The organism is Paenibacillus sp. FSL H7-0442 (assembly GCF_038593105.1).
Lineage (GTDB): Bacteria > Bacillota > Bacilli > Paenibacillales > Paenibacillaceae > Paenibacillus > Paenibacillus polymyxa_D.
This window is the reverse complement of sequence record NZ_CP151963.1, coordinates 1,985,046-2,010,935: the sequence shown is the minus strand read 5'-3', so window position 1 is coordinate 2,010,935 and position 25,890 is coordinate 1,985,046. Positions and strand designations below refer to the sequence as shown.

The window sequence follows — 25,890 nt, the reverse complement described above, 5'->3', positions numbered from 1 at the left end:
AGGCTACCCTATATTTCTCCTCCTACTTAGTGAGCTTAATGAACTATAAGAGAATTTTACACGTAGGACTTATTTCTTACAAGACATAGATGTAGTTACACACACCCGGTAGGTCTCGTAAAAGTTTTAAATTACTACATAATCTGCGGTTTAATCGAATCATCAACTGATTGTAATAAGCACAGGAAATCTTGGGAAAATGCCCTATGGAAGCAAGCGAATAATCCTTACAATTAATAGTACAACAATGCATATTAACGTTGAATACAATTTGAGCGGCTACAATTGAAGGGGTGCTTAAACATGACGAATTTGGCAAAACGCAACTATTGGTCTCTGAGTATTTTTAACTTCGCTTATCTATTTACATGGTCTGCCGCCATGTCTTTTTTTGTCATTTGGCTGGGACAAAGCCTGGAAATTTCAGAAACCTACACGGGATTTTTATACGCGGCTAATTCAATCGTCGCCTTGATCATGCAGCCTTTGTTCGGTTACTTATCTGACAAGCTGGGCTTGAGAAAACACCTGCTGTACATACTCTTTACAATCCTTTTGCTCGTCGGGCCCTTTTTTATCTATGTATACGGTCCATTGCTTCAAACGCAGTTCGTCATTGGTGCCATTGTTGGTGCGCTATTTATCGGCCTGGTATTTAATGCAGGTAACGGTGTCGTCGATTCGTATATGGACAAAGTTTCGCGTAAATATGGCTTTGAATACGGACGGGTTCGTATGTGGGGTTCACTCGGGTGGGCGGCGGCTACTTTTGTTGCGGGACGGGTCATCAATATCAATGTAAATCTGACCTTCTGGATTGCCTCCGTATCTGCCATTGTTGCCATGATCTGCATCTTCCTGACCAAAGTCGAAATTTCTGGACAGGAGCAGCAGAAAACAGAATCGTTGAAGCTCATTGATGTGCTGCATCTCGTACGTACCACAAAGTTCTGGTTTCTTATGCTATTCATGGTTGGCGTGACCCAAATTTATGAGGTATATGACCAACAGTTTGCCACATACTTCGTATCGCAGTTCAGTTCCAAAGCGGAAGGAAATCAATTCCTTGGCGATTTGAGCGCTGTGCAGGTTTTTCTGGAATTTGTGTTCCTTTTCGTTACCCCTTGGTTTGTGAACAAAACGACCGCCAAATGGGCATTAATTATTGCCGGGTCGATTATGTCTTTGCGTATTATCGGCTCTTCGCTGCCATTCGGTTCTATATGGGTGGCTGCGATGAAGATGATTCACTCCCTGGAGAAACCACTTATTCTGGTAGCCATCTTCAAGTACATTACCGTTAACTTTGACCAGCGCTTGTCCTCCACCATGTACCTGCTGTATTTGTTTATGGGCTCCCTGGTGGTTTCCATTTTCTCACCCATTGTCGGGCATATGTATGAAGTATTAAATTTCCCGATTACTTATGTAATTCTGGGTTCCATTGCAGGTCTATTCACCATCCTATCCTGTTTTACACTGACAGCAGACAAGAAGAATGGAGAGCGGTATCTGGAAGAACGCCGTAAACAGGATCTGAAAAGAGCAACCAAAAAAGCTGAAGCAGTTCATTCGTAATCTAATGGTTTAAGCTTAACAAAACAGCGGCAGTCTAGGACTTTTTTCTCGTCCAAGGCTGCCGCTCTTAACTCCAGTTGATTTGAAGCTTATTTTAAATCTTGAATACCGACACCGTCTGATTCATCTCTTCCGCCCTCTTGGCAAGCATGTTAGCACCCGCAGACACTTCCTGCATGGATGCAGTAGTTTCCTCGACTACGCTTGCGACTGTTTGAGTAGAATCTGCTGCACGTTCGGAGATTTCAGCAATTTTCTTCATCGATTCCACCATAGAAACGGTCCCTTCATTTACGGATCTTGCTTCTACAGCCGCAGTGTCCACCTCACCGCTCACTTCTTCAACGGCACCTACAATCTCAGAAAAAACGTTACCTACGCCTTCGACAAGCATCATGCCTTCATTTAGAGATTGAACACCTTCATTCATTGAAATCACAACTTCATCTGTTCTTAAGGCAATTTCGTTAACCAGAGAAGAGATCTTGCCTGTTGCTTCACTTGCTTGTGCCGACAGATTGCGTACTTCAAAAGCAACAACCGCAAACCCTTTTCCCTGCTCTCCCGCCCTCGCAGCTTCTATACTCGCATTTAGTGAAAGCAAATTGGTTCGAGCTGCTATATCACGGATCATAGCTGTGATCTGTCTGATCTCCGCAGACTTTTCTCCTAGAATATTTACTACTTCAGCGGATTGAGTTACCTTGGTATGCACATCTCTTATTTGAGAAACAGTCGAAGACATTTGGGTTTTTCCGTTGTTTGCTTTTTCTTGTGCTTGGGTTGTGAGATTTGCCACATTCACAAAGCGATTGGTTATGTTCTCTACACTTTTAGAAACGTCTACCGTGTAATTCAGCGTTTCAGCTATGTCTACAAGCTGTGTCTGAGATCCCTCCGCAACCTGAGTGGCACTTATAGCTATCTGCTCGGTAGCAATGCTTGTCTGTTCCGCACTAGCCGTTAACTGTTCAGCCGTAGAGGCAACCAGTAAGGAATTATCCACAACTTCCTTTAAAAGATTGCGAAGTGAATCGCACATTTCATTAAAATCGGATGCCAGCTCCCCGACCTCATCTTTGGATCGGATACTAAGGGGTTCCACTTGCAGGTCCCCTCTCGTTACCAGCTTTATCTGTTCCGCTATCTTTAATATGGGCTTAGTGAACGATTGAGCCAGTAAAAAAGAACCGATAATTCCAAGGATCGTACATATGATAGTCAGAGAAATCATCAAAAGTCTACCTGAATGGTAAGATTGACTCGATTGATTAGCGGCATCAGTAGCGTACTGCTCATTAAGCAGCTTCAGTTTATTCACATCGTCCAAGGCTGCCTTATAAATAGAAGAATTCCCATGGATGATCATGTAGGCCATCACCTTGTCGTTTTCTTCCATGGCCGCGGAAACCACCTTTAGATGGCGGAGATACATTGCCCACTGACCATAAAAGTCGGTGAATAGTTCTTTTTCCTCTGCCGTGGAGGCTAAACTTTGATATTTATTTACACTCTTATCCATTGACGCTGTAGCTTTGGTTAGTTCTTCTTGATAAGTGCTGCGGACGGCTGCATCCTCTTCGAGTATCATTCGAACGGTGAGCCTATCGATTTCTGTAATCTGCTTATCCATACCTTGAAGAAGAATGACTGCAGGTAAAGACCTGTTATTTACCTTATCAGAAGCCTCCCCCATTTCCGACATCTTAATAACGCCTATAACACTTGAAAGGGACAGCACGATCACCAGTATGAGCGCTGCACTAATTATCTTTTTCTTTAACGTTAATTTAAACACCCTTATCTTCCTCCCGTGACTGGTCTCGTATCATCACTGCTGAGCTTTCCAATATATACGTATTTGGCGCAACAGCTCTGCCTTATCTATCTTTCCACTGATGTAGCTTTGGATAGATGCTCCTGTGATGCCCCCATGATCAGGTGGAAGGGTTGCCATGAACGGCAGCGTCTTTCCGCTCGACATATATGACTTGATCGATTTACTCAAAGGATCTGAAGGCACCATGTCAATATTCTTGAACGCCGGTATAACATTGGCCTTGTTAACCAAAAGTTCTTGTCCGGATTTTTCATATACCAGCCAGTTCAAAAACTTCTTTGCTTCCTCTTGCTGCTGAGGTGTGGTAGTTGTGGAGTCGATGAATATATACTTTGTCACACCGACAGTGATCTTAGCATTGTTAGGATCATCCGTATTATCGTTTAGCGGAAGAGGCAAGAAACCGTATTCCTCATTTGCCGTATCATTGCTCTTTATTCCATTCCAAGCCCAGTTGCCCATAAACCAAAGCCCTACCTTGCCCTCTCCCAAAGCTTTGGCTCCATCTTCATACGTACTGTCCAAAGGCAAGTGCTTATTAATGTTGTTATCCTTGAGCAGATCTAAAGTTTGTACCCATCCAGACATTACATTGTTCTGGGACATATCAATGGAGTTATTCTGCATACCTTTAACAAACTCCGGAAAGCCCCCAGGTTGAACAGAATAAGACAGAGCTAAAAGATGAGAGCCGAGAGACCAGTCCATTGGTGAAAGCATGTCCGGTGCTACTCCCGACTTCTGAATTTTAGCCATTAATGAATTCAGGCTACTTCTACTTTTTACCGAGGAAACATCAAAAGCCCCCCCTGTTGCTTTGTCCAGTACTTTCTTATTGTAAATTAATCCGTAGCCTTCTACTGCAAATGGAAACCCCAGCACAGCATCATTTTTCTTGACGGTGTCAAGTCCATTTTCTATCGTATCGGCTACCCACTTCTCTTTACTTAAATCAATAGCTTTATCCAAGAATGTCTGCGTGTCGCCTGGATCAAGCATCGACATGGTAGCTGGACTCCCTGAGCCATACATCGACATCAGCTTTTGATATGCAGACGTCCCCTCAGGAGCGGTTATAATCTCTAAAGATACTTCAGGGTGCTCTTGATTGTATTGTTTTGCTACTTCCTCTAACTGGGTTTTTATTTCAGATTTAGAATTCAAAAGTGTAATCTTGGTCGTCTGCTGTGATAATGGTGAAGCTGAACAACCTATAAACATAATTAAACATGCTAGAGAAATCGCAACTTTTAGCTGTTTTCTCATTAACTTCCCCCCCTAAGGATTTGCTTTCATAAAATTTATGAACAATATTCAATGTTATCGACATAATCCTTCGCGAAGGTTAGAAGTTTTTCGTTGGTAAATATCGGAAGTTAAATAATAGTACAAACAGGTTGTTACGTTAAGTTAACAGACAAGATAGCACAACAAATTTTATCCAATCGCGTCTTAATATGGGGAAAAGTTACTTCACAACAAATTTAATCAAAAAAGGGGCAATCATTTATGAACAAAGCATTCTGCTGGGTTTTTCTTGCAATCTTTTTATTTATTTCATCATCCACTACTTATGCAGCAGAAAATCAAATCAAAGTTGACGGTGTGACTGCTACATCCGATGTGAAGCCCGAAATGAAGAACAACCGTTTAATGGTACCTCTACGTGTTGTTAGTGAAAGTTTGGGGGCTAGCGTCGAATGGTCCAATTCCGAGGTTATTCTCGCTAAAAGCGATATGAAAGTGAAATTAGCAATAAATAGAAGTACAGCGGAGAAAAACGGCGAAAAGATACTGCTTGATGTAAAACCATACACGAAAAACAATCGCATATATGTTCCACTTCGTTTTATTGCAGAGACGTTTGGCTGCAATGTCAATTACAGCAACCTTGCAGTGATTGTTGATACTAAACCACTGTTCATAGACGGTGTACAAGTAAAAGCATTGCAATATGAATACCATATGTTTATGGGCGGCGTAGTTCAGCAAATTAATGGAAATGCATTTAATGAAACCATCTATAGTATTTTTGCAAACAACATAGGTGAAAAGGTTGAAGCACCTGCAAACTACTCTTGGAGCTTCACTATTGACACACTTGGGTCTTATTATAAAAATGCACAATATGATTTTTTAGACAAAAAAGGGAAAAGCTTAGTCCGTTTTGATATTTATTCTTTAATTAGTCCTGTTCCATCTGAACTTTCAACAGAATATCCAGAGATTTTAGTTCATGACGTATCGAAAGATGAGTGGTATTTGTTTAATGATACCGCAAGAAAATCCATTAATCAGTTAATGTTTACCGCTGGGAAGAACGGTTTTCTGAAGATTATAAGTAACACAACTGTATAATGTGGTTTTTCTTATTACACTTTTTTCGTCTCCAAAAGATAAAAGGCAAATTCCCAGCTGAACATAAGCAGCACAGGAATTCGCCTTTATTAACCGTATATAAGATGAACTCTTCATTTTACATAGAAAGCGGAATGAAGGTTATTTTTCCATCTGTAACATTTCTGACTCATAGGACTGAAATGCATTTTCCATACCCATCACTACATCTTTAATCTTCATGTATCCTTTGGTATACGGTTCCGAATCGCGAATTTCTTCCCACATATAGTGATATTGCTTCATATCCTCTGTTTCGCATACGACGAAATCGGTGTAGTCCTTTCCAGGCAATGCTTCTGCATCAAAAAACCGAACCTGAACCTGTTCGTTATACTTTTGAATGGTAGCCTGCAAGGTCCCCGCATGTTTTCGACGTTCCTCCCGAGGAAGAGCCAACCAGGAAGGGTAGAATTCCAATAATACAATCATCATATAACGCATATGCCTATCTCCTTTTTTTGGTGAAGCTTGAATGATGTATCGTTATTGTACGCTGCTTGTCTACAAATTCGCATTAACATAGGTTAATGCGGATCACTACGCAGCAAACGACTAAGTGACACAGGGGAGACGCCTATGTAAGAAGCTATATGATATTGGGCAACTCGCTTGTCCAATCCGGGGTATTTTAGGAGAAAAGCGTGATAACGTTCCTTAGCGGAGAGGTACAATAATTCGCGTTCCCGCTCCTCTTTTCGAATGTAAAGTCTCTCTACACTCTTGCGCACGAATCTTTCCCACATATGGCTTGTATCCATAAGCTCCTTCAATACGTGATATGGAATTTCAATGACAACCGAATCTTCCATTGCCTCAATCGAAAAAGTGGAGGCTTCTTCTTGGATCATAGCCCCATAAGAGGTTACGTAATCATCTTCTGGCGAAAAACCGACATTATATTCTCTGCCATCTGCTAATGTATAAAATAAACGGAATAATCCCTCTGAACAAAAATAGGCATGTTTCACAGGCTCACCCGTTTCAATGAGAACCGTTCCCTGCTGAACATGCTTCACACGGGTTTGCTCTACAAACCGGTTCCAATCCTGCTCTATAATCGAGGCATGATGAGCCATTTTTTCTAGTGAACGATAATAGGGATGCATCTGCCCACCTCTTCTTGACTTTTATAAAGGAATCGAAGATAACTTTTATGGCTTCGTATATGAAAAACAGGGGTTATCCCTTAGGTCTGGACAGACCTGCAGGACAACCCCCAGCGACGTGTTCTATCAGACTTCCGCAGCATCCTCTTCCACGAAAAGAGATACCTTGCGGATGCCATCCGCTCCGATGACGACAAGCCCCTGATCCGACAGACGGATTTCAGGGATAACGACCAGTGCGAGCAGTGACAGTGTCATCAGCGCGTTGTTCAGCATGCAGCCGGCTTGCTGAAGCGCGCGGCTGATACTTTCGGACTGCGCTGCCACCTCTGCAAACGGAGCTGGGGACATCAGCCCGGCAATAGGCAGCGGGAAGCGTGTCTCACCCGAGGCGGATACAACCACCACGCCACCACGCAGACCAACAGCCTGCTTCGCCGCCTGGGTCATGAGCTCGTCATCATTACCAATGACGAGCAGGTTGTGACTATCATGCGCGACGGTCATGGCAATCGCAGCCGGCTCAGTGAAGCCGACACCTGTCACAAGTGCGACCGCGTGACTGCCACTGGCATGATGTCGCTCGAAAACGGCGATTTTGCACAAATCCTGCGCAGGATCTGATGCAACTTCACCATCACGCACCGGAACGGTCATCCGCACTTCCTTCGTGTCCACGTGATTTTCCGTAACACGAATCACCCGTACGGGTACGTTCCCCTCCTGTACTGGAGCCGCAATGCGGAAATCTGCTGCACTCAGCTCTCGTCCCAGATGGACCGTGTCCATTACTTCCGCAGGATAAACGAATCCGTCCCAATCGGCGACCATTTGACCGTGCTCGGCCACCAGCTGGCCCGCTGCGATGGTAGCCGTCACATTCACTTCGGCCAATCGGCCATCAAGCAAAATAATGTCGGCAATCGCACCCGGAATGATCGAGCCGATGTCCCGTGCCACGCCGAAGCGCTCTGCCGTATTCAGCGTAGCCATCTGAAACGCGGTTACGGGCTTGACGCCCTGTGCAATGGCATGACGCACAACGAAGTCCATCTGCCCTTCATGGAGCAAGGATTCTGCGCTGCGGTCATCCGTTACCAGCATCATGCGGCGCGTGTCGAGACCCATTTCCGTGCTGGCGCGGATCGTCTCGGCCACATCATGCCATGCGGAACCTTGCCGCATCTTGGCATACATGCCGAGCCGGATACGCTCAGCTACATCCTCGGGCGTGACACACTCGTGGTCGCCCGAAATTCCCGCGGCTGCATAGACCGGCAGTCGCCAATCATCGGAGGCCCATGTAAAATGGCCATCCGCCACCTTGCCCGCGCGCAGCGTGGCCTGAATTTCCCCGATCATCACATCGTCTCCATAGACGACACCAGGGAAATTCATGACTTCGCCCAGCCCGATCATATCCGGGCCCCAGCTTAACGCTTCTGCGACTTCCACCGGGCCGAAGGAGGCACCCGTCGTTTCCAGCTCCGGGCCTGTGGACGGCACGCAGGAAGCCACCTGCATGTAAGCTGCCAGCGGTGTCGTACGGGCTTCGTCCAACATCAGACGAAGCCCTTTTAGACCCAGTACATTAGAAATTTCATGCGGGTCAAAAAAACCACCCGTCACTCCCAGCGGCAGTACAGCCTTAGCAAACTCAGTTACCGTAAGCTGCGTGCTTTCGATGTGACAATGTCCGTCCAGTAACCCCGGTGCCATATAGCGGCCATCCGCTTCAATGATTATGGTGTCTTCACCAATCGTATGACTGACGTCCCTACCGACGTAAGCGATACGAGAACCTTGCACAGCAATAGACATGCCCGGCAGCAACTCGCCCGATACCACATTGACCAGTGTTCCTCCGCGGATCACCAGTGATGCCTTGCGCTCCCCTCTAGCTGTAGCTACTAACTCGGGTACACACTCCGCCAGTGGCGGGCGTTGAAATACACTCTTCATGTCCATTACGTTTGTAACCTCCGTTTATGCTTCTTACCTGTTTTGCTTATTTGCTTATGTTACTGGAATACGCTCCATAATGCCAGCCAACTCTATATCTATTCAAACATCGCAAAGGTTCCTGTGGCATTTGTCCCCAGCTGATTGCCAATATCCTCTCTACAGAACACGATCACTTTCTTCCACATTGCGGGTATACGTATCCGAATCCCGTAAACTCACGAATGGTGTAATCTCCCCTATGCTATAAATATGCAGCAAATGCATCGCTCGCGTACAGGCGGTGTAGAACAACTTACGCTCACTCTCACGCTGGTATTGTTTCGCTGATCCGTCATAAATCAGGACCGCATCGAATTCCACGCCTTTTGCCAGGTAGGCTGGAATGATATGAATCCCCTTTTCAAAAGCGGGGGTTGTTTTCTTAATTAATTTTGGCTTCACTGACAGCTGTCCTTCCAGCGCTTTGTAGGCTGCCGCGCTTTCGTCAGCATTTTTACAGATCACCGCGATGGACTCATAGCCTTCTGCCAACAATTCAGTGACATTCCCAGCTATCCGTTGATGCAACTTTTCACGTGAACGCACCTCGGTTACCAGAGGCTTCTCACCCTTACGGTTAAACGGTACAATGTGCTCTCCCCCAGCGACCATCCCCCGGGTAAATTCCACAATCTCCTGTGTCGAGCGATAGCTGCGTGTCAGGGAAATCATCTCGGTCTGATCTGCACCATACAAGTCATACAATGGCTCTGCATCCTGAAGCACCGAGGCATGGGCATAGATGGCCTGATTAAAATCACCCAGTGCCGTCATTTTAGCCTGTGGAAACAAACGCTTGAAGAACGCCAGTTGGAATGGGGAATAGTCCTGTGCCTCATCAATAAACACGTGACGGATGTTGCTATTGGAACGGAAGCCCAGCATCAGCTCACGCAAATATAAAAAGGGGGTTACATCCTCATACGCTAACTCCCCAGCCTGAATTCGTTGCAGGGTTTGCCGACTAATTTCACCCCAGCTGACGGGCAGCTCTGCATGATTCGCCAGTTGGCTCAACAGCGTCTCGTTCATAAACAGCTCGCTGTAGAGCCGGGTCGTATCTACGAAGCGAAGCGCCTTAATCCATTTGCGCAGAGGCTTTAAGCGGTCACTGACCACCATACGTGCCAATATTTCTCTTTCACGTGCAAAATCGTCGAAAGTATCGCCCTTATTCTTGGATTTACGGCGCATACGGTTATAGGCACGCTGATAATCCTCCGGCTCCATCAGATCCATCTGTTGATCCACCCATGGAGCGGAGCATTCCTCCTTACCAAAGCGGGCCAGCTCTTTAAGCATCCAATCCCGCAGCAGTTCCAATCGATTCGCCAGTCGCACCGTAGAGTCGAATTCATAAAACTTGCGTGCCATCTGCTCTACTGAAACCACCTCACGTCCCTGAAAACGGATGGGTTTAAAACGCATGCCCTCCTGCTCCAAATACGCCTTGTAGCCTGTAATCACATGTAAGAACGTCTTAGACGATTTAAAACGGATACCTTCCATCCTGGCTTCATACCCAGGCAGTAACGACGCTGAAAGCACATATTCCAGCTGTTCAAAGGGATCTTCTAACTGAAACTCCCGGCCCAAACGCCGCTCCAAATATTCCTGAAACGTGGCCTGAAGCATATTTTCCTCACCCAATTCAGGCAATACCGTTGAAACATAACTGTTAAACATCGGGTTTGGCGAAAATAACACGACCTGATCCGCTCGCAAGCGATCCCGATACTTATACAGCAAATACGCTACTCTCTGAAGCGCTGCAGAGGTTTTGCCACTTCCTGCCGCTCCCTGAACAATAAGCATACGGCTTCGGTCATCACGGATGATTCGATTCTGCTCCTTTTGAATGGTAGCGACAATACTTTTCATTTGAGCATCCGAGCTGCGGCTCAATACGGCTTGAAGAAGTTCGTCTCCAATCGTCACCCCTGTATCGAACATAAAACGAATTTGTCCATCACGGATCGAGAATTGACGCTTAAGCGTGAGCTCTCCATCCATCTCCCCTGCCGGAGTTTTATAAGAAGCGGGACCCGGCATGTTATCGTAATAAAGATTGGAAATAGGCGCGCGCCAGTCATAGATCAGAAATTCCTCATCTTGATTATCAAGCAGGGAGGCAATCCCCAGATAAACACGTTCCGCAGTCTGCCCTTCCTCAGCAAAATCAATGCGTGCAAAATACGGTGAATCAAGCAACTTTTTCAAACGACCTAACGCCTCTGTGGAATGCTTGTGTCTTCGTTCCCGCTCAGACAAAATCTCAGACTGCTGACGCAAACTGGTGGACGTCTCGCCCACATCATCCGCCTCACTGAAATTGATCGTTACCTCATCCCAGAAGTCTTTACGCATATCGACGACATCTCCGCGCACAGAACCAACCTCTGTCTCTAGCTTCCGAATACGCCCGCTAATTACTGCGGTCACATCTTCTACTCTTCGTTGTTCTTCATTCCATTGCTGTTCAGTAGTCACTGGCATCGCTCCTGTTCCGTTTCCTCCTGCTCCACGCAGGGCTCCCTTGCGTACAAACTATGCTCTATTATGGACCCGGACATACCCGCGGCATCCCCCTGCTCCGGGAAAATTGACTAATCCTTTGAAGCATGCTATAATGTAAAAAGAAGTGTAACTCACAATTTATGCATATGGTTTTACCATAAAACAGAGCATTCTCTATTGTAGCAAGTTCAGTCCCTGTTCGCAACCAGCGGGCTTTTTTTGTGCGTTCTGGCAACCTTCTATTAACCTGTTCTGACATACTTGAATTCATTACATAAAAAAGCGACCGTTTCATCTGATTGATGAATGCGGTCGCTTTTCTTTTAGGAAATTCGCCTATCTGCTCTCTTCCACAGGATGAATATGATCGGCCAATCTGCTCAACCTCTCCAGCTGATGACCGTAGTCGTACATGGCCGCAGCCACAATAGAAAGCCGCAGCATTCCTTCCTGACAATGGTCAAAACGTGTAATCGCATGCTTCATAAATTCGCCGTTCGCCTGCTGGAACAATTCACTTTCGTCCTCGTTCGGTTTTAGCTTATTTTCGAATTTCAGTAGAGCGTGCTCGTGAAAACGAATCAGCAACTCCAGGTGACTGTCAAAAAAAGCATCCGTTCCCTTTGGCCGTAAAGACTGGAAGTAGTGCCTTTCCACCGCATCCAGTACCTCATATCCTTTGTGTAAACTTCCGAGCATTTGTTTGTATACTACCATTTGTCTCGTTTGACTAAACTTGGAGCGCTTGAGCTTCTTCTGCTCTTCCTCGAACAAATGATATTTGTCCGACAGCGATTTAATGGCTCCCTCTAGATTTCCTTTTTCCTCTTTAAAGACAGACTCCTTAATCTCATCGGAAATGGCAGTACGCAGCAGCAAGGACATGCTGTTAAATACATTTTGAATCTGATTAATAAACTGCCTTTTCGGTTTCGGGGGAAAAACGCTAACATTGATGACAAAAGCAGACACAATCCCAATCAAAGTGAGCGCAAAGCGGGTCACCGCAAATTTCCAGTCCCCTGAGGCTTCCATTACAGAAACAACGGTCACGAGTGTCAATCCAACCGTATCAGCCATATTTATTTTCAGACATATCATAAGTACCAATACACATACGAGTCCGACTGCAATCGGCTCATTCGAAAATACCATTCCGCCCAGCAATGCCATGATTGCACCTAGTGTGCTTGTTTGGAGTTGATCCAGAAAATAACGCCACGACCTATATATCGACGGTTGCATGGCAAAAATAGCGGCTATCGCTGCCCCCACAGGCGAATGGGTGTTCAAAAGCGTGCTCAGAAAAAGGGCGAGCGTCACTGCAATTCCCGTTTTCAACACCCGTGCTCCAAAAGCCAAAGCCATCCCTCCTGCTTACCTTTCAAATTTATTCATACCGAATTACTATAATGAAAATTCAATGTAAAGTCCATGCTTTATTATTACCCAAAACAAGCGAAGATCAGGAATATTTATGAAATGTACAGTTCCTGATAGAATACATATCAACAGTATTAACTTATTTGCAACACGTCACAGGAGGAACTCATCGTGTCATGGACTAGCAAAATGTTAGAAGAGCCCCGAAAGTGGCCGCGTAATATCCGATTGTTTTTTATGGCCAATCTGTTGTACCAGATGGGTACAGGAATGTTTTCTGTGCTGTACAATCTGTATATTCAAAAGCTTGGCTTTGACGATGATATGAACGGCCAAGTGGTCAGCATGCAGGCGCTGGCGACGGCGTTGCTGTTCATTCCGGTCGGATTTTTGGGGGATCGGACAAGCCGAAAAAATATGCTGGTCATCGGCGCGTTATTCAGCGGCCTGGCCTTTCTCGCCCGTACCTTTACAGATACCAGCGGAAGCATGTTGGTATTTGCCGTAATCTCAGGTATATTCGCCGCCTTTATTCAGGTGCTGGCCGTGCCTTTTTTAGCAGAAAGCATAAGCAAAGCCCAACGTTTAAAAATATTCAGCTATTACTCAGCTCTTGTACTGGCAGCCCAAGTCCTGGGCAGCTTCGGGGGTGGCGTACTTGCAGATGGGCTGCAGACGTGGGGAATCACACCGCTATCCAGTCTGCGGGTTGCTCTGTTCCTTGGAGGAATGGCAACATTGACTGCTTTTATTCCTCTATTGTTTATCACAAAAACTACGGCAACCGTAGAAGCACCAGCTCCTGCCGAATCTTCATCTCAAACAGAACAAGTACAGACGCCGTACATTACATCCGATATCCCTGCCTCGGAGACACCTACTGCTTCTTCTGATCGCCGGGTTATTGGACAATTTGTTCTGGCCCAGTTTTTTCTTGGACTGGGTTCAGGTCTGGTCATCCCGTATCTTAATTTGTATTTTACGAACCGCTTCTCCGTATCGCTCAGCGCAATGAGTTTACTGATTGCACTCGGCCAGCTCATGACCATCCTCTCCATGTTGATCGGACCTACCCTCGGCAGCCGAATTGGTCTAGTCAGAGCTGTAGTTGGCTTCCAACTGCTTTCGCTACCGTTCCTTCTCATTACAGGCTTTACAAACGTACTATGGATCGCTTCGATCAGCTTTCTATTCAGGCAAGCGCTCATGAATGCAGCTAATCCGCTGCAAACCGCCATTCTCGTCGAACGTGTGTCAGATAAAAATCGTGGCATTGCCAACTCCATTCTCCAGACGACCTGGATGCTAGGCACCGCAGGTATGGGACCTGTACAAGCCTATCTGGTTACAACTTATGGCAACTACTGGGGCTATGCCATCACATTTAGCATGACAGGTGTTTTCTATATTTTGTCCTCCCTCGTCTATTACAGGATGTTTCGAGAAAAGCGTCCGTCTGCGAACCAGCTTTTACAAAACCCGGCAGGCCCGTAAACAAAATCATGACACAATAAAAGCCGGAGCCTCCAAGCGGACTCCCTTGGAACGTCATAGGATAAATGAGAATGGCGGAGGAGGAATGAAGGCATGCTTCGAGTTGCATTATTTACGGACACGTATACGCCTGACGTGAATGGCGCTGCTCTGACCCTGGAACGATGGATTGGCTATCTGGAGACACATGGAGTATCTACGCTCGTCTTCGCACCGGAGGCAGACCATCATCTGCCCTCTGGGCCGGGTGTAGAGCGATTTCGAAGTATTCCCTTTTTGTTGTACCGGGAATGCAGACTTGCGATCCCCAACGCCAAACAGATCAACGAGCGTCTGTCAGCCTTTTCCCCGCATTTGATTCATGTCGCTACTCCGTTTAACCTTGGCCTGTATGGAACAAGCTACGCAGCCAAACACCATATTCCACTCGTTGCCTCATATCACACCCACTTTGATAAATACCTTGAATATTACAAGCTTCGCTGGCTTGAACCTGCGTTATGGAAATACATGCTCTGGTTTCATAGACATTGCGAAAGGGTATATGTCCCCTCTCAATCAACCATGGAATTGTTGCGCAATAAAGGAATGGGGCAGCTCGAAATCTGGAGCAGAGGCATTGATACCGACCGATTTCAACCAAAGGTGGACCGTCATGCAGTATGGAAGAAATGGGACGTTCATGCAGATGCATTTGTTATTTTGTATGTGGGCAGGCTTGCACCAGAAAAGGGGGTAGACACGTTACTGGATTCCTACCTCCAGTTACCTGACGACGTCCGCGCAGCCTCTGTGCTGGTCATTGCAGGAGATGGTCCATTATATAAGGTCAAAACTGCAGCGGATATAGGGGTGCCGGAGCATGCACTCCACTGGCTTGGTTTTGTGAAAGGGCCGGAATTAGCTGAACTCTACGCCGCAGCCGACGTATTTCTCTTCCCTTCAACCACGGAAACCTTCGGCAACGTAGTACTGGAGGCTATGGCGAGCGGTACACCTGTGGTCGGTGCCAATGAAGGCGGGGTAAAAGATAATCTAATCCATGGAAAAACGGGGCTATTGTGTCCTGCTGGGGACGCCTCTGCCTTTGCCAAAGCTGTACACCTGTTGTATAAGGATGCCTCACTTCGCGATGCTATATCCAGAACTGGTAGAGCCTACAGTCTGGAGCAGACATGGGACCGTATTTTTGAACGGCTACTGGACAGCTACATGGACGCAGCGACCCTCCATCTTGACAGCCATCCCATGACGCGAATGTAACTCTGAGGACTTCATAGCTACAGATGCTAAAGGGTGGTTAGAAAATGCTCCTTCACGCATTCTGTAACCACCCTTCATCAGCTTAACTATTTCCCCGTCTAACTACAATTGCAGATAAAAGAAGAAAAACCTTTGCTAATACCTTAATTGTTTCAGCAGCTTGTTATGTACCCCACTCAACAAAATCACTGCGGTCAAAGCGCCGATGAACGCAAGAAGCATATCCCATTGGGTGTCCCATACATCCCCCTGTGTGCCCAGAAAAGCTTCTGCTGCTGTTCCCGTTGCCTTGGCTACAGCAAACTCAATCAACTCGTATACAGCGCTGATCGCAAGACACACACTAACCGTGAGGAAAGTGAGCCAGCTCCCGCTTCCCAAGGCCGTTTTACGCAACAGCACTTCCCTGACAATGAGTGCGGGTACAAAACCTTGTACAAAGTGCCCAAGTCGATCATAATAATTGCGCTCCAGTCCGAACGTGTCCCGAATCCAGTTGAACAGTGGCATTTCGGCATAGGTATAATGTCCGCCCACAATCAGGATCAATGCGTGCAGCCAGATTAGGGTATATACCAGATTGGTAAACCGAAATCTTCGGTACAGAGCCGCCAGCAGTACAGCTCCCAAAACTGCTGGGAGAACTTCCAGTACCCATGTAAAATAATCCGCCGGGCGAATCAAAGACCAAATGAGGGCAAGCGCCAGCAATACAAGTAAAACAAGCGGGTAGCGATCATTTTTAGACCATGCCGTTGCCTGGTTCATCGTCATTCCTCCTCAGCCCAAAGCTCTAGCCTTCGTTCGTTACGATATGTTTGACACGCCCAACCTGTCCGTCTGCCAAACGCACTTTGATTCCATGCGGATGACGTGGGGAATTGGTCAAAATATCTTTCACCGTTCCTCGCGTCAACTTACCGGTAGGCTGATCCTTTTTAAGTACAATATCTACCTGAAGACCAGTGCGGATGTCGGATCGATTCTGTCCGTTCATTGTAGCTATTCCTCCTTTGTTTTTATATTTATAATGATATTCAGCCACTCAGTTACAACAAAATCACCAACGACGCCATTCGTCCCGGCGGCTGTTCCCCATCCAGACTACGCACATCGTGGATACATAGCTGACGAGCAAAATAACGAATACCATCCCGCTAAACTCCACAAAATGAGTACGTTGCAAGGAGTCTGCCCATATGGAAGATACCTGTGCATACAGTTGAGAAGGCGCAGAAACAATATCCCATGTGTTCCCTCGAAAGAAACGGCCAATATAAATACCCAGGCTGCTCAACAAGAGTACCGCCATCATAAACAGCCAACTAACAAGCCCACCACGTGCACGTTGTACCAACTGTCGTACGGATTCAAGTGATACAAATCCCATTGTCAGACCAAGTATGGCTACCAGCAGCATCCCCAATACATGATTCCAAAAATACGGATTTCCCCAGAAACGTTGCTCCCCGAGAAACGGATATCTGGCGAATACATGCAGCAAATCTGTGATCAAATAGGGTGTATTGGGATAAAAGAAAAGCCATGCCGCCCCCGTGACCCAGAGTAAAAAAGTCCTCGTTCCTCGCCTCCACGAGCTATACATTACATCAAGCAGCAGCGTCAACAGCATAGGAATCCAGGCCAGCATCATATTCCACCAAATAAAAAGATAAGGGCGGCCCCCTGAGGGCAGTCGCACGTTAATGATCCACAATGTACTGATTACGGAGCATAAGGCCAGTGTTAAAAAAACATAAAGTTTTACTGGATAATTTAACGATCTTAAACGGGCATACATACGTGTCTTTCCCTCCTTGTAACCGTCCTGCCTTCCTGACGTTCCAATTTACACCTGTTCTGGACAGTGTACACCACAATGGCTTCAAGCTCAATGGAAGCGCTCCACCTCTGCATAAATGAACATTAAAAAACATCTATTCTTTGGGAATTGACCTCATCCCCGAAAAATAGATGCATACTGTGTTTTAGACTTCACTCACAGGTAAAGGCTTAGCTCCGGTAGTTTTAAAATTCGGGCAGCATGAATTAGCATAATATCGCTAACGGCATTATAAATTCCGTTGCTGCGCTCTGTCCATTCGCCATCCGTCGTCCGGGATGCACAATTACCGCTTTTGCTCCGTACTGATGCGCATATTCCACAGATTGCACCAGCAGCTCTATCGCACGTTGTCGCTTGGTTTCATCGTCAAACCCGAGCAGAACGGAATTCGTGCCGTAATCCGGATCTGGTGTATGAGGAAATGTATTGTACACACTCGATATGCCGATTTTCCCCCGCTCAATCATAGGCTCAATCGTCGTTAGCATTTCCCGGGTAATGTTATAATTCAGCTCCACCCTGCTAAAGCCCAACTGACGGATTTCCTCTACAAGTTCTCGGCCGCCCATATGTTTTTTTATATTCCAACAGTTAGATGCTGAATAGATAAATTTCTTACAAATGATCTATTATCACTCAGCTCCCAAGCCTTCTTTTGTTATGTATATGAACATTATGAAATCGCTCCACATATCACAAAAATAAATTTATATTATAAAAAAAGCCTATCCATCATCTACTTAAAGACGGATAAGCTTTTACTGTTGTCTAACCTTGTATCCAATTGACTAATGAATGTACTGCCAATGTACCCGGCGCAGCTGCCACAAATGCTGATGAACCGTTGTGCAAAGCCAAAAATTCCACTGTTTTTGGAATACCGGGAGCCAGATCCAGATGGTTGTCGCTGAAAATACCTTCCTGCTCTGCCGATAGCCACACGTGTCGGGCAAGTACATCCGAACACAGCATGAATCTGCTAGCCTCGCTTCCCTGAATCTCTGTCACTTCAATTTTTGCCTGCGGTAAATCCATCTCTTTCGTGTCTGCAAAATAAATTTCACTGGAGATCACCTGTTCACCATTCTGCGTCAGACGCGCGACCAGCATATGCTCCGCACGGTTCAGGCCACTCAGCCATTTGTCGATAGGCAGTATATGTACAATTCCTGCACCACCTGCTGGTTGCTTTACCTTAACATTCTCTTCACGAACAGCCTGGCTGCTTCGGATATGCAAAAGCGTCAGCCGCAGCGTACCTGATATCGGCTCTAGTGTATCGTTGACCAGATGTAGTGCCTTATTCCCCTGTTCTGTATCTGTTGCACTCAACAACACATCGGCAAAGCTACGCTTAGCCGTATATTGGAGCGCTTTCCAACGACCAAAATAGTCCATACTCGACCAGGAGGCAACGGGCCAGCAATCATTCATTTGCCAGTATAATGTTCCCATGCAATAAGGCTTGTGACGACGATGCGCCTCTATAGCTGCTTTCATTGCTTCTGCCTGTAAAATTTGGCTCATGGGAAGAAAACTTGTAAAATCCTTTGGTTCTCGCATGTACCGCTCCATATATTCTTTAATCAGACGATTGCCCGCACCGTTCTTCTGATGTGCCAGCATCACCGCAGATTCCAGTTCCAAATCCTTCTCTTCCGCATAAGTACGAACGGACTTGTATTCAGGAAAAGACTGAAAACCATATTCACTCATAAAACGGCCCACATGTACATGATAATTCTCAAACGGCTCAGACGCGTGCCATACACCCCAATAATGAACATCACCTGCAGTTGAAGACCGATGGGCATGCTGATTCCGATCTCTCGTCAGGTCAATTAGCGGGGAGGAGGGCCAATATGCTGTCTGCGCTGACCAGGTGCGTACCGCCTCCGGTAGAATCCGATGAAAGAGCATTTCATAATCATTCCACAGGCGTTCCCGTTGCTCAGGTGTGTAGTTCTTTTTCCAGCCCCAGCCTCCATTCTCTTCATAATGCGCCCACGCAGAATCGATCTCATTGTTGCCGCACCATAAGGAAATACAGGGATGATTACGCAGCCGCTTGATATTGTCCTCGGCTTCCTGTGCCACATTGTCTATAAAATCTTCATCGCCTGGGTACATACTGCAAGCGAACATAAAATCTTGCCACACGAGCAAACCGTATTCATCACAAAGCTCATAAAATACGTCTTGTTCATATATACCGCCACCCCACACTCGCAACATATTCATATTCGAGGCGGCTGCGCTGGCAATTTCATACCGATATCGTTCCATCGTAACTTCAGTGACAAAGCTGTCATTCGGAATATGGTTAGCCCCTTTTGCAAACACCGGAATTCCGTTCAGCTCAAAATAAAAGCTCTCTCCTGCTGCATCCCGTTCCCGTACAAGACGGATGGAACGCAGTCCCGTTTTTACTGATTTTTCCGCGATTACAGCTCCTTGTTCTTGTTCCACTAATTCGGCCACAAACGTATATAGATGCGGCTCCCCCAGTCCACGGCACCACCACAGCTTCGGCTTCTTCATCTCCAGCTCCAGCTCCACTGTCTGCTTCCCCTTCAGCAGCCGAACTGGCTTGGACCACACTTTGCCGTCAGCAGAAATACGCAACTCGGCATCTCTAATCTCATCTGCATTTTCGATCTCTACCACTGCCATGAGTTTAGCCCCTGCCGAACTCACTTCGTCCTGTCGAATAAACAAGTCTCTCACGATCAGACCGGACCAAGCCTCGATCCGAACCTCTCTCCAGATACCGCTCGTCACCAGCCTCGGTCCCCAATCCCAACCATAGTGGTAAGGAGCTTTACGTGCGAAAACGCTTACCTTTTTATCGGACAAACCACCTATTTCGGACTGATCATTGGGTGCAGGGAGTCCATAACCTAAGCTTTCCAGCTTGGGTACATCTTCAGCAATCGGAGAACGAAAACTGATTTCTAGCCGATTTTCCCCTTGCTGAACCAATGCCTTCACATCCCGTCTCCATACTCGAAACATATTATTGGCTGACAAGACAGATTGATCATTCACTTTTACATCCGCGTATGTGTCCAGACCTTCCAACACCAACTCTACACATTGACATTGAAGCTGATCTGCATTTATCTCAAAATGGGCTTCATATATCCAATCCTGCTTATCAATCCACTGTACCTCCATCTCGTTCATACCCATAAACGGATCAGGAATTTTGCCATGTCGTAAAAGATCGGTATGCACACAACCCGGCACTTTCGCGCTGAGCCACTCATCACTTTGTGCTTCTCTAAACCTCCAGCCATCCAACCCTATCACATTAACCATCGTCACAAGCCTCCCTATAAGCATGATTGGGAACATCTGGATTCGTCAGTAACATAACAAAAATAACATTAAGCTAACAAAGTAGTCAATTGTTTTTTGGAACAAGTGACAAAATACAAAATAAAAGTCGCCCTCTGCCCCAAACAGGCTAAAAGCGACCTCCTTTGTCTTCACGATGTATGGTGTCACACACGTATCTGGACATTAACTATATGTGATTGTGCTGATGGGACGCTCACGGTCATCATTTTCCCGACTGATCCGGGGTGCATGAACTTCCCGTATGAATAGCTCAGCATGTAGCAGCTTTTTCTCGACAGGCGAGTTCGGGTTCGTTATGCGCCACAACAATTGGTCCACTGCACGCATTCCCAGCAATTCCTTATCCACTCTCACCGTGGCATAAATTGGCATTTGTTCATTCGTATCGTCAAACCCGGTCACTCCGCAACGCCTCGGAACGTCAATCCCCTTTTCTTTCAGCACATCCACGACCTGCGCAGCAGTCACATCATTAGCACATACAAAAACCTCAGGCAGTTTGTCCTCAGACAACTTGTCCATTTCCTCAGCAAGCGCCTGCGCTCCTCCGTGAAGAAGGGCTTTATTTTGTCGCAATTCTACTCCGCTCATTTCCAGTGTAGAACGACAAGCTTCCCAGCGTTCGTAGAAACTGTGAGCGTCATCAATATGACCCACAAACTGAAAGCGGGTATAGCCCCTACACAGCAAATCCTTCATTAATTCACTCATGCATGTGCGATTATCTGTAAACACCGTATCACTTAAAAATGCAGAATCCCAATGATCTACCATGACGACCGGAATACCCATCCGATAAATGTTCAGCAACAACGAAGTTGAAATTGTCCCTACTGTGATAATCCCTTTAATCGCCTCCGGGTTCAGTAGAGAAAACATATCCTCAGTCGAGGGCTCCGTTAACGTGATCATATCCATCCCCTTACGGTTCAGACGCTCGGAAATCCCTTCAAATACAGGTCCCCAGTACCTGGATTCCCTGTTCTGGTGCCGAATATTTGGGAATAACACCAGCACCGTACCCGACCATTCTCTTGCATCTGTGTCCCGAGGCTCTATCCCAGTCATTTTGGGATGACTGCGAAAATAGCCCATCTGGGCAGCAAGCTTAACCAGCAGCGCCCTCGTCTCTTCACTTACACCGGGTTTGCCTGACAGTGCACGCGAAACAGCAAACTTTGAAACACCCGCCGCATCCGCAATTTCCTGCAATGTTACTTTTCCACGCATCTCCTCACCCAACCCTATTCGAAATCTTTTTCTACCTTAGATTCTAAATATACAGATATGCCTATAAACTGGTACCATCGTAGCATACTTTGTTTTAGATCATCAAACGATGGATTTACACAAATCCACACTTTTCATTAAAATATGTTTGCTTAATAAAAAAACAAACTGCATAACAAACAATTATAAATAACTTGACGTGAGGTTCTTTATTTCCTACAATTTACTATTGAAAGCACTTACATTGTGTAAATCATACTTATTAAGGGGGATTTGCAAATGTTCATGAACAGGTCGGTACGACAGAGCTCTATTCTACTCCTGTCTTTGCTGCTGCTCGTTACAACGGGCTGTGCGAATGGAACAGACGGTAAGGCAGAAAATGAAGATCCTAATGACACCAGTCCCATTACATTTACTTTCTTTGGCGGTGATTCCAGCTCTAACTGGAACAACATGAAGGATGCTGTCGGACAGGAAATTATCAAGAAAACGGGCGTTACGCTAAATGCCGAACATGCTGTCAATGGTCGAGGCGAGGAAAAGTTTGCTTTAATGGCAGCGAGCGGAGAATATCCAGATCTCGTGTACCCTAAATCAGACATTGGCAAGTTAGTCGATGCCGGGGCACTCATTGACTTAACCGACCTCATTGACAAATACGGCCCTAACATTAAGAAAGTGTATGGAGACTATTTTAATCGTATTAAATATAGTAGTGAAGATCCAGCCATCTACACGATCCCGACCAATCTGGGTGTGGATCACATTGCGTTTGATGCACAAGCCGGCTTCGAAATCCAGCACCAGGCACTTAAGAAGCTCGGATACCCTAAAATCCGCACCGTTCAAGATTTTGAAAAAGCACTTAAAGATTATGTCGCCAAATATCCAACCACCAATGGACAGCGAACCATCCCCCTATCACTCGATGCCGAGGACTGGAAAATTCAAATTACAGTGACAAACCCGGCTGTTACTGCTACAGGTGGACCCGACGATGGCGAATATTATATTGATCCTAAAACACACAAAGCCATTCTTCACTACAAGCGCCCAGAAGAACGTGAATATTTCCGTTGGTTGAACCATATGTACAATGAGGGACTGTTGGATAAGGATACTTTTGTGCAAAAAAGTGATCAGTACAAGTCCAAAATTGCCGCAGGCCGTGTCATCGGACTCATTGATCAGGAATGGAACTATCAAGATGCCGAAAATGCGCTCAAAGCAGCAGGTAAGGATGAATTCACTTACGCCCATTTTCCAGTCACTTTAAATGAGAAATACGAGGACCATTCCCTCCAGCCCATCGGCTTCGATACCGCATCCGGGATCGGAATTACAACCTCATGTGAAAATCCGGTGCGAGCTATCAAGTTTCTGGATTTTCTGGCCTCCGACGAAGGACAAATTTTACGTAATTGGGGAATTGAAGGCCAGCATTACAACGTAGAGAATGGCAAACGAGTCATTCCGGCGGATGTGCAACAACGTAAGAACACCGATAACGCTTCTTTTAGCAGAGAGTCAGGTATCGGTTTGTACTGGATATGGGGGCCACATTACGGCGATAGCGTGAAGGACCCTTCGGGCAATTATTACACAACCAATTATCCGGAGATGATTACCGAAAATTATAGTAAAGCCGAGAAAGAGTCCCTTCAGGCATACAAAGCCCATACGTGGAAAGACCTGTTCCCGAACGAAAAAGATTTTCCGGTAAAAGAGTGGGGGGCTGCCTACAACATGCCTGTTCCGACCAATACGAATTACAATGTTATTTATCAAAAGTCGCAGGACATTGTACGCAAACGCATTCCTGAGGCCGTACTCGCCAAGCCAGATCAGTTCGACGCTGTGTATGACCGCATGCTCCAAGAGCTAGATCAGGCGGGTGTGCCAAAGGCTGAAGAAATCTACACTGACCTAATTCAAAATCGGCTGAAACTGTGGTACGGCGAAAAATAGGGTTTGTCTTTCAATGAAATATTACAGGGCTGACAGACCATGCTGTTCAGCCCTTCTACATTAACTATTATTACATATTCTGTTTGGTTTCTTTTTCTTTCCAAGAATTACTTTTCCCTGATACACGATTGACGTAAAACAATAAGATGATAGGAATCAACGCAATCCCCCCACACATCACCCAAGATATTTGAATAGGTGTTTGATCGGAAGACAAATCCGTAAAATTACGACTGATGGTCCCTGTCACGATTAAACCTATGCACATGCCTAATTGTGAAATCGCAGAATCCAAAGATAGTAGTGTAGAACGATACTCATTAGAGATTCTTTTGTTCAGAAAAATTTGTTTGGCAACCGGGTACATGCCGCGCCCAATTTCATAGATCAAAAAGGTAAGCAGTACAGGATAAAATGTGTTGAACGCACCGGCAAAAATGAGCCATACTCCAATCATGCCGCAAGCATACATGAGTATATGTACATCACTGTATCGTGCGCCTAGCTTTCGAACCAGGTAGCTTCCCAAAGTCATACATAGTGAATACCCTGCCTTGATAAACCCCATAATCCAAATCCCTTGTTCGGAAAGACCCACCAGACGTGGCTGTTGAAATGTATTTCCAGCCGAGTTTGAAAAGCTGATAAATAAGCCAATCATAAACACAATCCAGATAGACTTATTTTCAAAACCGATACGGACACTTTCTCCGATAATCGTTTTAATGCGGGTAGTGGACGTCTTTCGATGAGCCACATTCTCCTCATCCATATAAAAGAAGCATAGAAAAATGCATACAATAATAGATAAAATGCTAACCGCCCATGGAAGTGAATAGTTAAAAGTTGCGAGAAAGGCCCCCAACAGACCACAAATAAATCCTGAAATGTACTGTATACTGTTAGAGATTGTAAAAAGAACTTCCATGGGCTTATCACTATTTTCCACAACCCATGATTCCAACGAACCTGATTGTAAACATATAGCCAGACCTCCAAAGACTTGCGCAAACACAAGCACCCCGATATGATCTGTCGAAACGAACAATACACTATAGGCTAGAAAACAACAAAGTCCCAAAATAACAGAGATTTTTCTTCCATACTTGTCTGCAATAGCCCCAGTAGGTATCTCAAACAGAAAAATACTTACAAAGAATACAACCAGTAAGAAGTTCGCACTCTGCAAAGAAAGTCCTTTAGCTAATAAAAAAAGGATGAGCGTAGTCCCCGTGATTTCACTCATAAAAAATTGAAGAAAGCTGACGGAGTAATATAGCTTATGAGGTTGCACTCTCAGGATTCCGTCGATTGCTGTGCAGCCTCATATTCACTTCGCAAAATCCCCATCTGAATAATGTCATAGTATCGCCCTTCCCTGAATAGCTTTTCCCGCAGCCGCCCTTCCTCCTTGAAGCCGCTGGCCAAATAGCAACGGTGTGCACGTTCATTGAACGCATAGACCTCCAGCTCCAGTCGATGTAGGTTCAGCGTATGAAATGCAAATTTTTGTAACAGCCGGATCGCTTCCCGTCCATAACCTTTGCCCAGATCACCGTCACGCCCGATCACAATTCCAAGGGTGGCATGCCGATTCACCCAGTTGATTTTAAATAAGTCCAGTTGTCCGATATAATCCAGGGTGTCTTTATGCGCAATGACAAAACCTTTGATCTCGGGGTTGCCGTCAATCATCATCTGTACAAAAGATTCACTATTCACCTGTGAATGCGGATAGATAAACACGTCGCTTAAACCACGTGTGATTTCCGGGTCATTGACCCATTTTCGGATATCTGGTATATCCTCTTGACGGTATTCTCTCAATACAACTCGTTTTCCAATGATATGCGGCATCGTAATCTTCCCTCCGATTATGTATTTGTTTAAGCACC

The 25,890-nt window shown here is 45.8% G+C and carries 19 protein-coding genes and 1 pseudogene; 5 read left to right on the top strand and 15 right to left on the bottom strand.

All coding sequences use genetic code 11. The annotated features are described in order from the left end of the window. The first annotated feature begins 303 nt into the window (after positions 1–303). On the top strand, positions 304–1,578 hold the full coding sequence (locus tag MHH57_RS09205) for an oligosaccharide MFS transporter (protein WP_069011367.1): 1,275 nt from the start codon (positions 304–306) through the stop codon (positions 1,576–1,578). Between the two features lie 94 nt (positions 1,579–1,672). Here MHH57_RS09205 and MHH57_RS09200 read toward each other — a convergent pair whose 3' ends face one another. After that, positions 1,673–3,376 (bottom strand): methyl-accepting chemotaxis protein, encoded by a 1,704-nt coding sequence (locus MHH57_RS09200; RefSeq protein WP_029516778.1) that lies wholly within the window; start codon positions 3,374–3,376, stop codon positions 1,673–1,675. Between the two features lie 33 nt (positions 3,377–3,409). Beyond that, a complete protein-coding gene (locus tag MHH57_RS09195) occupies positions 3,410–4,684 on the bottom strand; it encodes an ABC transporter substrate-binding protein (protein WP_029516777.1) in 1,275 nt (424 codons plus the stop codon). Between the two features lie 243 nt (positions 4,685–4,927). Between MHH57_RS09195 and MHH57_RS09190 the strand changes: the two genes are divergently transcribed. Next, complete coding sequence (locus MHH57_RS09190; RefSeq protein WP_069011366.1) at positions 4,928–5,776, top strand: copper amine oxidase N-terminal domain-containing protein; 849 nt, start codon at positions 4,928–4,930, stop codon at positions 5,774–5,776. A gap of 141 nt (positions 5,777–5,917) precedes the next feature. Here the strand turns inward: MHH57_RS09190 and MHH57_RS09185 are convergent, their stop codons facing one another. The 5 genes from MHH57_RS09185 to MHH57_RS09165 all read right to left on the bottom strand — a co-directional run bounded on the left by MHH57_RS09185 (position 5,918) and on the right by MHH57_RS09165 (position 12,813). After that, the gene (locus tag MHH57_RS09185) at positions 5,918–6,259 is read right to left on the bottom strand and encodes a darcynin family protein (protein WP_029516775.1); all 342 of its coding nucleotides are present in this window, start codon (positions 6,257–6,259) and stop codon (positions 5,918–5,920) included. 83 nt (positions 6,260–6,342) lie between these two features. Beyond that, on the bottom strand, positions 6,343–6,924 hold the full coding sequence (locus tag MHH57_RS09180) for a Crp/Fnr family transcriptional regulator (protein ID WP_069011365.1): 582 nt from the start codon (positions 6,922–6,924) through the stop codon (positions 6,343–6,345). 126 nt (positions 6,925–7,050) lie between these two features. Next, positions 7,051–8,892, bottom strand: coding sequence for an adenine deaminase C-terminal domain-containing protein (locus MHH57_RS09175; RefSeq protein WP_209947989.1), 1,842 nt, complete (start codon positions 8,890–8,892; stop codon positions 7,051–7,053). 153 nt (positions 8,893–9,045) lie between these two features. Continuing rightward, on the bottom strand, positions 9,046–11,424 hold the full coding sequence (gene helD / locus MHH57_RS09170) for an RNA polymerase recycling motor HelD (RefSeq protein WP_245248922.1): 2,379 nt from the start codon (positions 11,422–11,424) through the stop codon (positions 9,046–9,048). A gap of 357 nt (positions 11,425–11,781) precedes the next feature. Then, positions 11,782–12,813, bottom strand: coding sequence for an aromatic acid exporter family protein (locus MHH57_RS09165; RefSeq protein WP_175405266.1), 1,032 nt, complete (start codon positions 12,811–12,813; stop codon positions 11,782–11,784). Between the two features lie 204 nt (positions 12,814–13,017). Here MHH57_RS09165 and MHH57_RS09160 point away from each other — a divergent pair, with 204 nt between their 5' ends. Then, on the top strand, positions 13,018–14,322 hold the full coding sequence (locus tag MHH57_RS09160; protein WP_209948118.1) for an MFS transporter: 1,305 nt from the start codon (positions 13,018–13,020) through the stop codon (positions 14,320–14,322). 93 nt (positions 14,323–14,415) lie between these two features. Beyond that, positions 14,416–15,585, top strand: coding sequence for a glycosyltransferase family 1 protein (locus MHH57_RS09155; RefSeq protein ID WP_069011362.1), 1,170 nt, complete (start codon positions 14,416–14,418; stop codon positions 15,583–15,585). Between the two features lie 135 nt (positions 15,586–15,720). Here MHH57_RS09155 and MHH57_RS09150 read toward each other — a convergent pair whose 3' ends face one another. The 6 genes and pseudogenes from MHH57_RS09150 to MHH57_RS09125 form a co-directional block, all read right to left on the bottom strand. Next, positions 15,721–16,353: a DUF2238 domain-containing protein gene (locus tag MHH57_RS09150; RefSeq protein ID WP_025721732.1), complete on the bottom strand. Its 633-nt coding sequence runs from the start codon at positions 16,351–16,353 to the stop codon at positions 15,721–15,723. Between the two features lie 25 nt (positions 16,354–16,378). After that, the gene (locus tag MHH57_RS09145) at positions 16,379–16,582 is read right to left on the bottom strand and encodes a YwbE family protein (RefSeq protein WP_165147716.1); all 204 of its coding nucleotides are present in this window, start codon (positions 16,580–16,582) and stop codon (positions 16,379–16,381) included. Positions 16,583–16,645: 63 nt separating this feature from the next. Further along, on the bottom strand, positions 16,646–17,386 hold the full coding sequence (locus MHH57_RS09140; protein ID WP_209947985.1) for a DUF1361 domain-containing protein: 741 nt from the start codon (positions 17,384–17,386) through the stop codon (positions 16,646–16,648). Positions 17,387–17,700: 314 nt separating this feature from the next. Further along, positions 17,701–18,000 (bottom strand): annotated as a pseudogene (locus MHH57_RS09135) (TIM barrel protein); the annotation flags it as partial. 199 nt (positions 18,001–18,199) lie between these two features. Next, on the bottom strand, positions 18,200–20,752 hold the full coding sequence (locus tag MHH57_RS09130; RefSeq protein WP_069011360.1) for a glycoside hydrolase family 2 protein: 2,553 nt from the start codon (positions 20,750–20,752) through the stop codon (positions 18,200–18,202). Positions 20,753–20,956: 204 nt separating this feature from the next. Further along, positions 20,957–22,024, bottom strand: coding sequence for a LacI family DNA-binding transcriptional regulator (locus MHH57_RS09125; protein ID WP_039270191.1), 1,068 nt, complete (start codon positions 22,022–22,024; stop codon positions 20,957–20,959). Between the two features lie 279 nt (positions 22,025–22,303). Here MHH57_RS09125 and MHH57_RS09120 point away from each other — a divergent pair, with 279 nt between their 5' ends. Continuing rightward, entirely contained in the window at positions 22,304–23,995 is a 1,692-nt protein-coding gene (locus MHH57_RS09120) for an ABC transporter substrate-binding protein (RefSeq protein WP_209947983.1), read from the top strand. 70 nt (positions 23,996–24,065) lie between these two features. Here the strand turns inward: MHH57_RS09120 and MHH57_RS09115 are convergent, their stop codons facing one another. Together MHH57_RS09115 and MHH57_RS09110 are read right to left on the bottom strand one after the other, a co-directional pair. After that, entirely contained in the window at positions 24,066–25,289 is a 1,224-nt protein-coding gene (locus MHH57_RS09115; protein ID WP_209947982.1) for an MFS transporter, read from the bottom strand. 2 nt (positions 25,290–25,291) lie between these two features. Then, positions 25,292–25,852 carry a GNAT family protein gene (locus tag MHH57_RS09110; protein ID WP_029516763.1) on the bottom strand — a complete coding sequence of 187 codons (561 nt, stop codon included), beginning with the start codon at positions 25,850–25,852 and terminating at the stop codon, positions 25,292–25,294. Positions 25,853–25,890 lie beyond the last annotated feature (38 nt).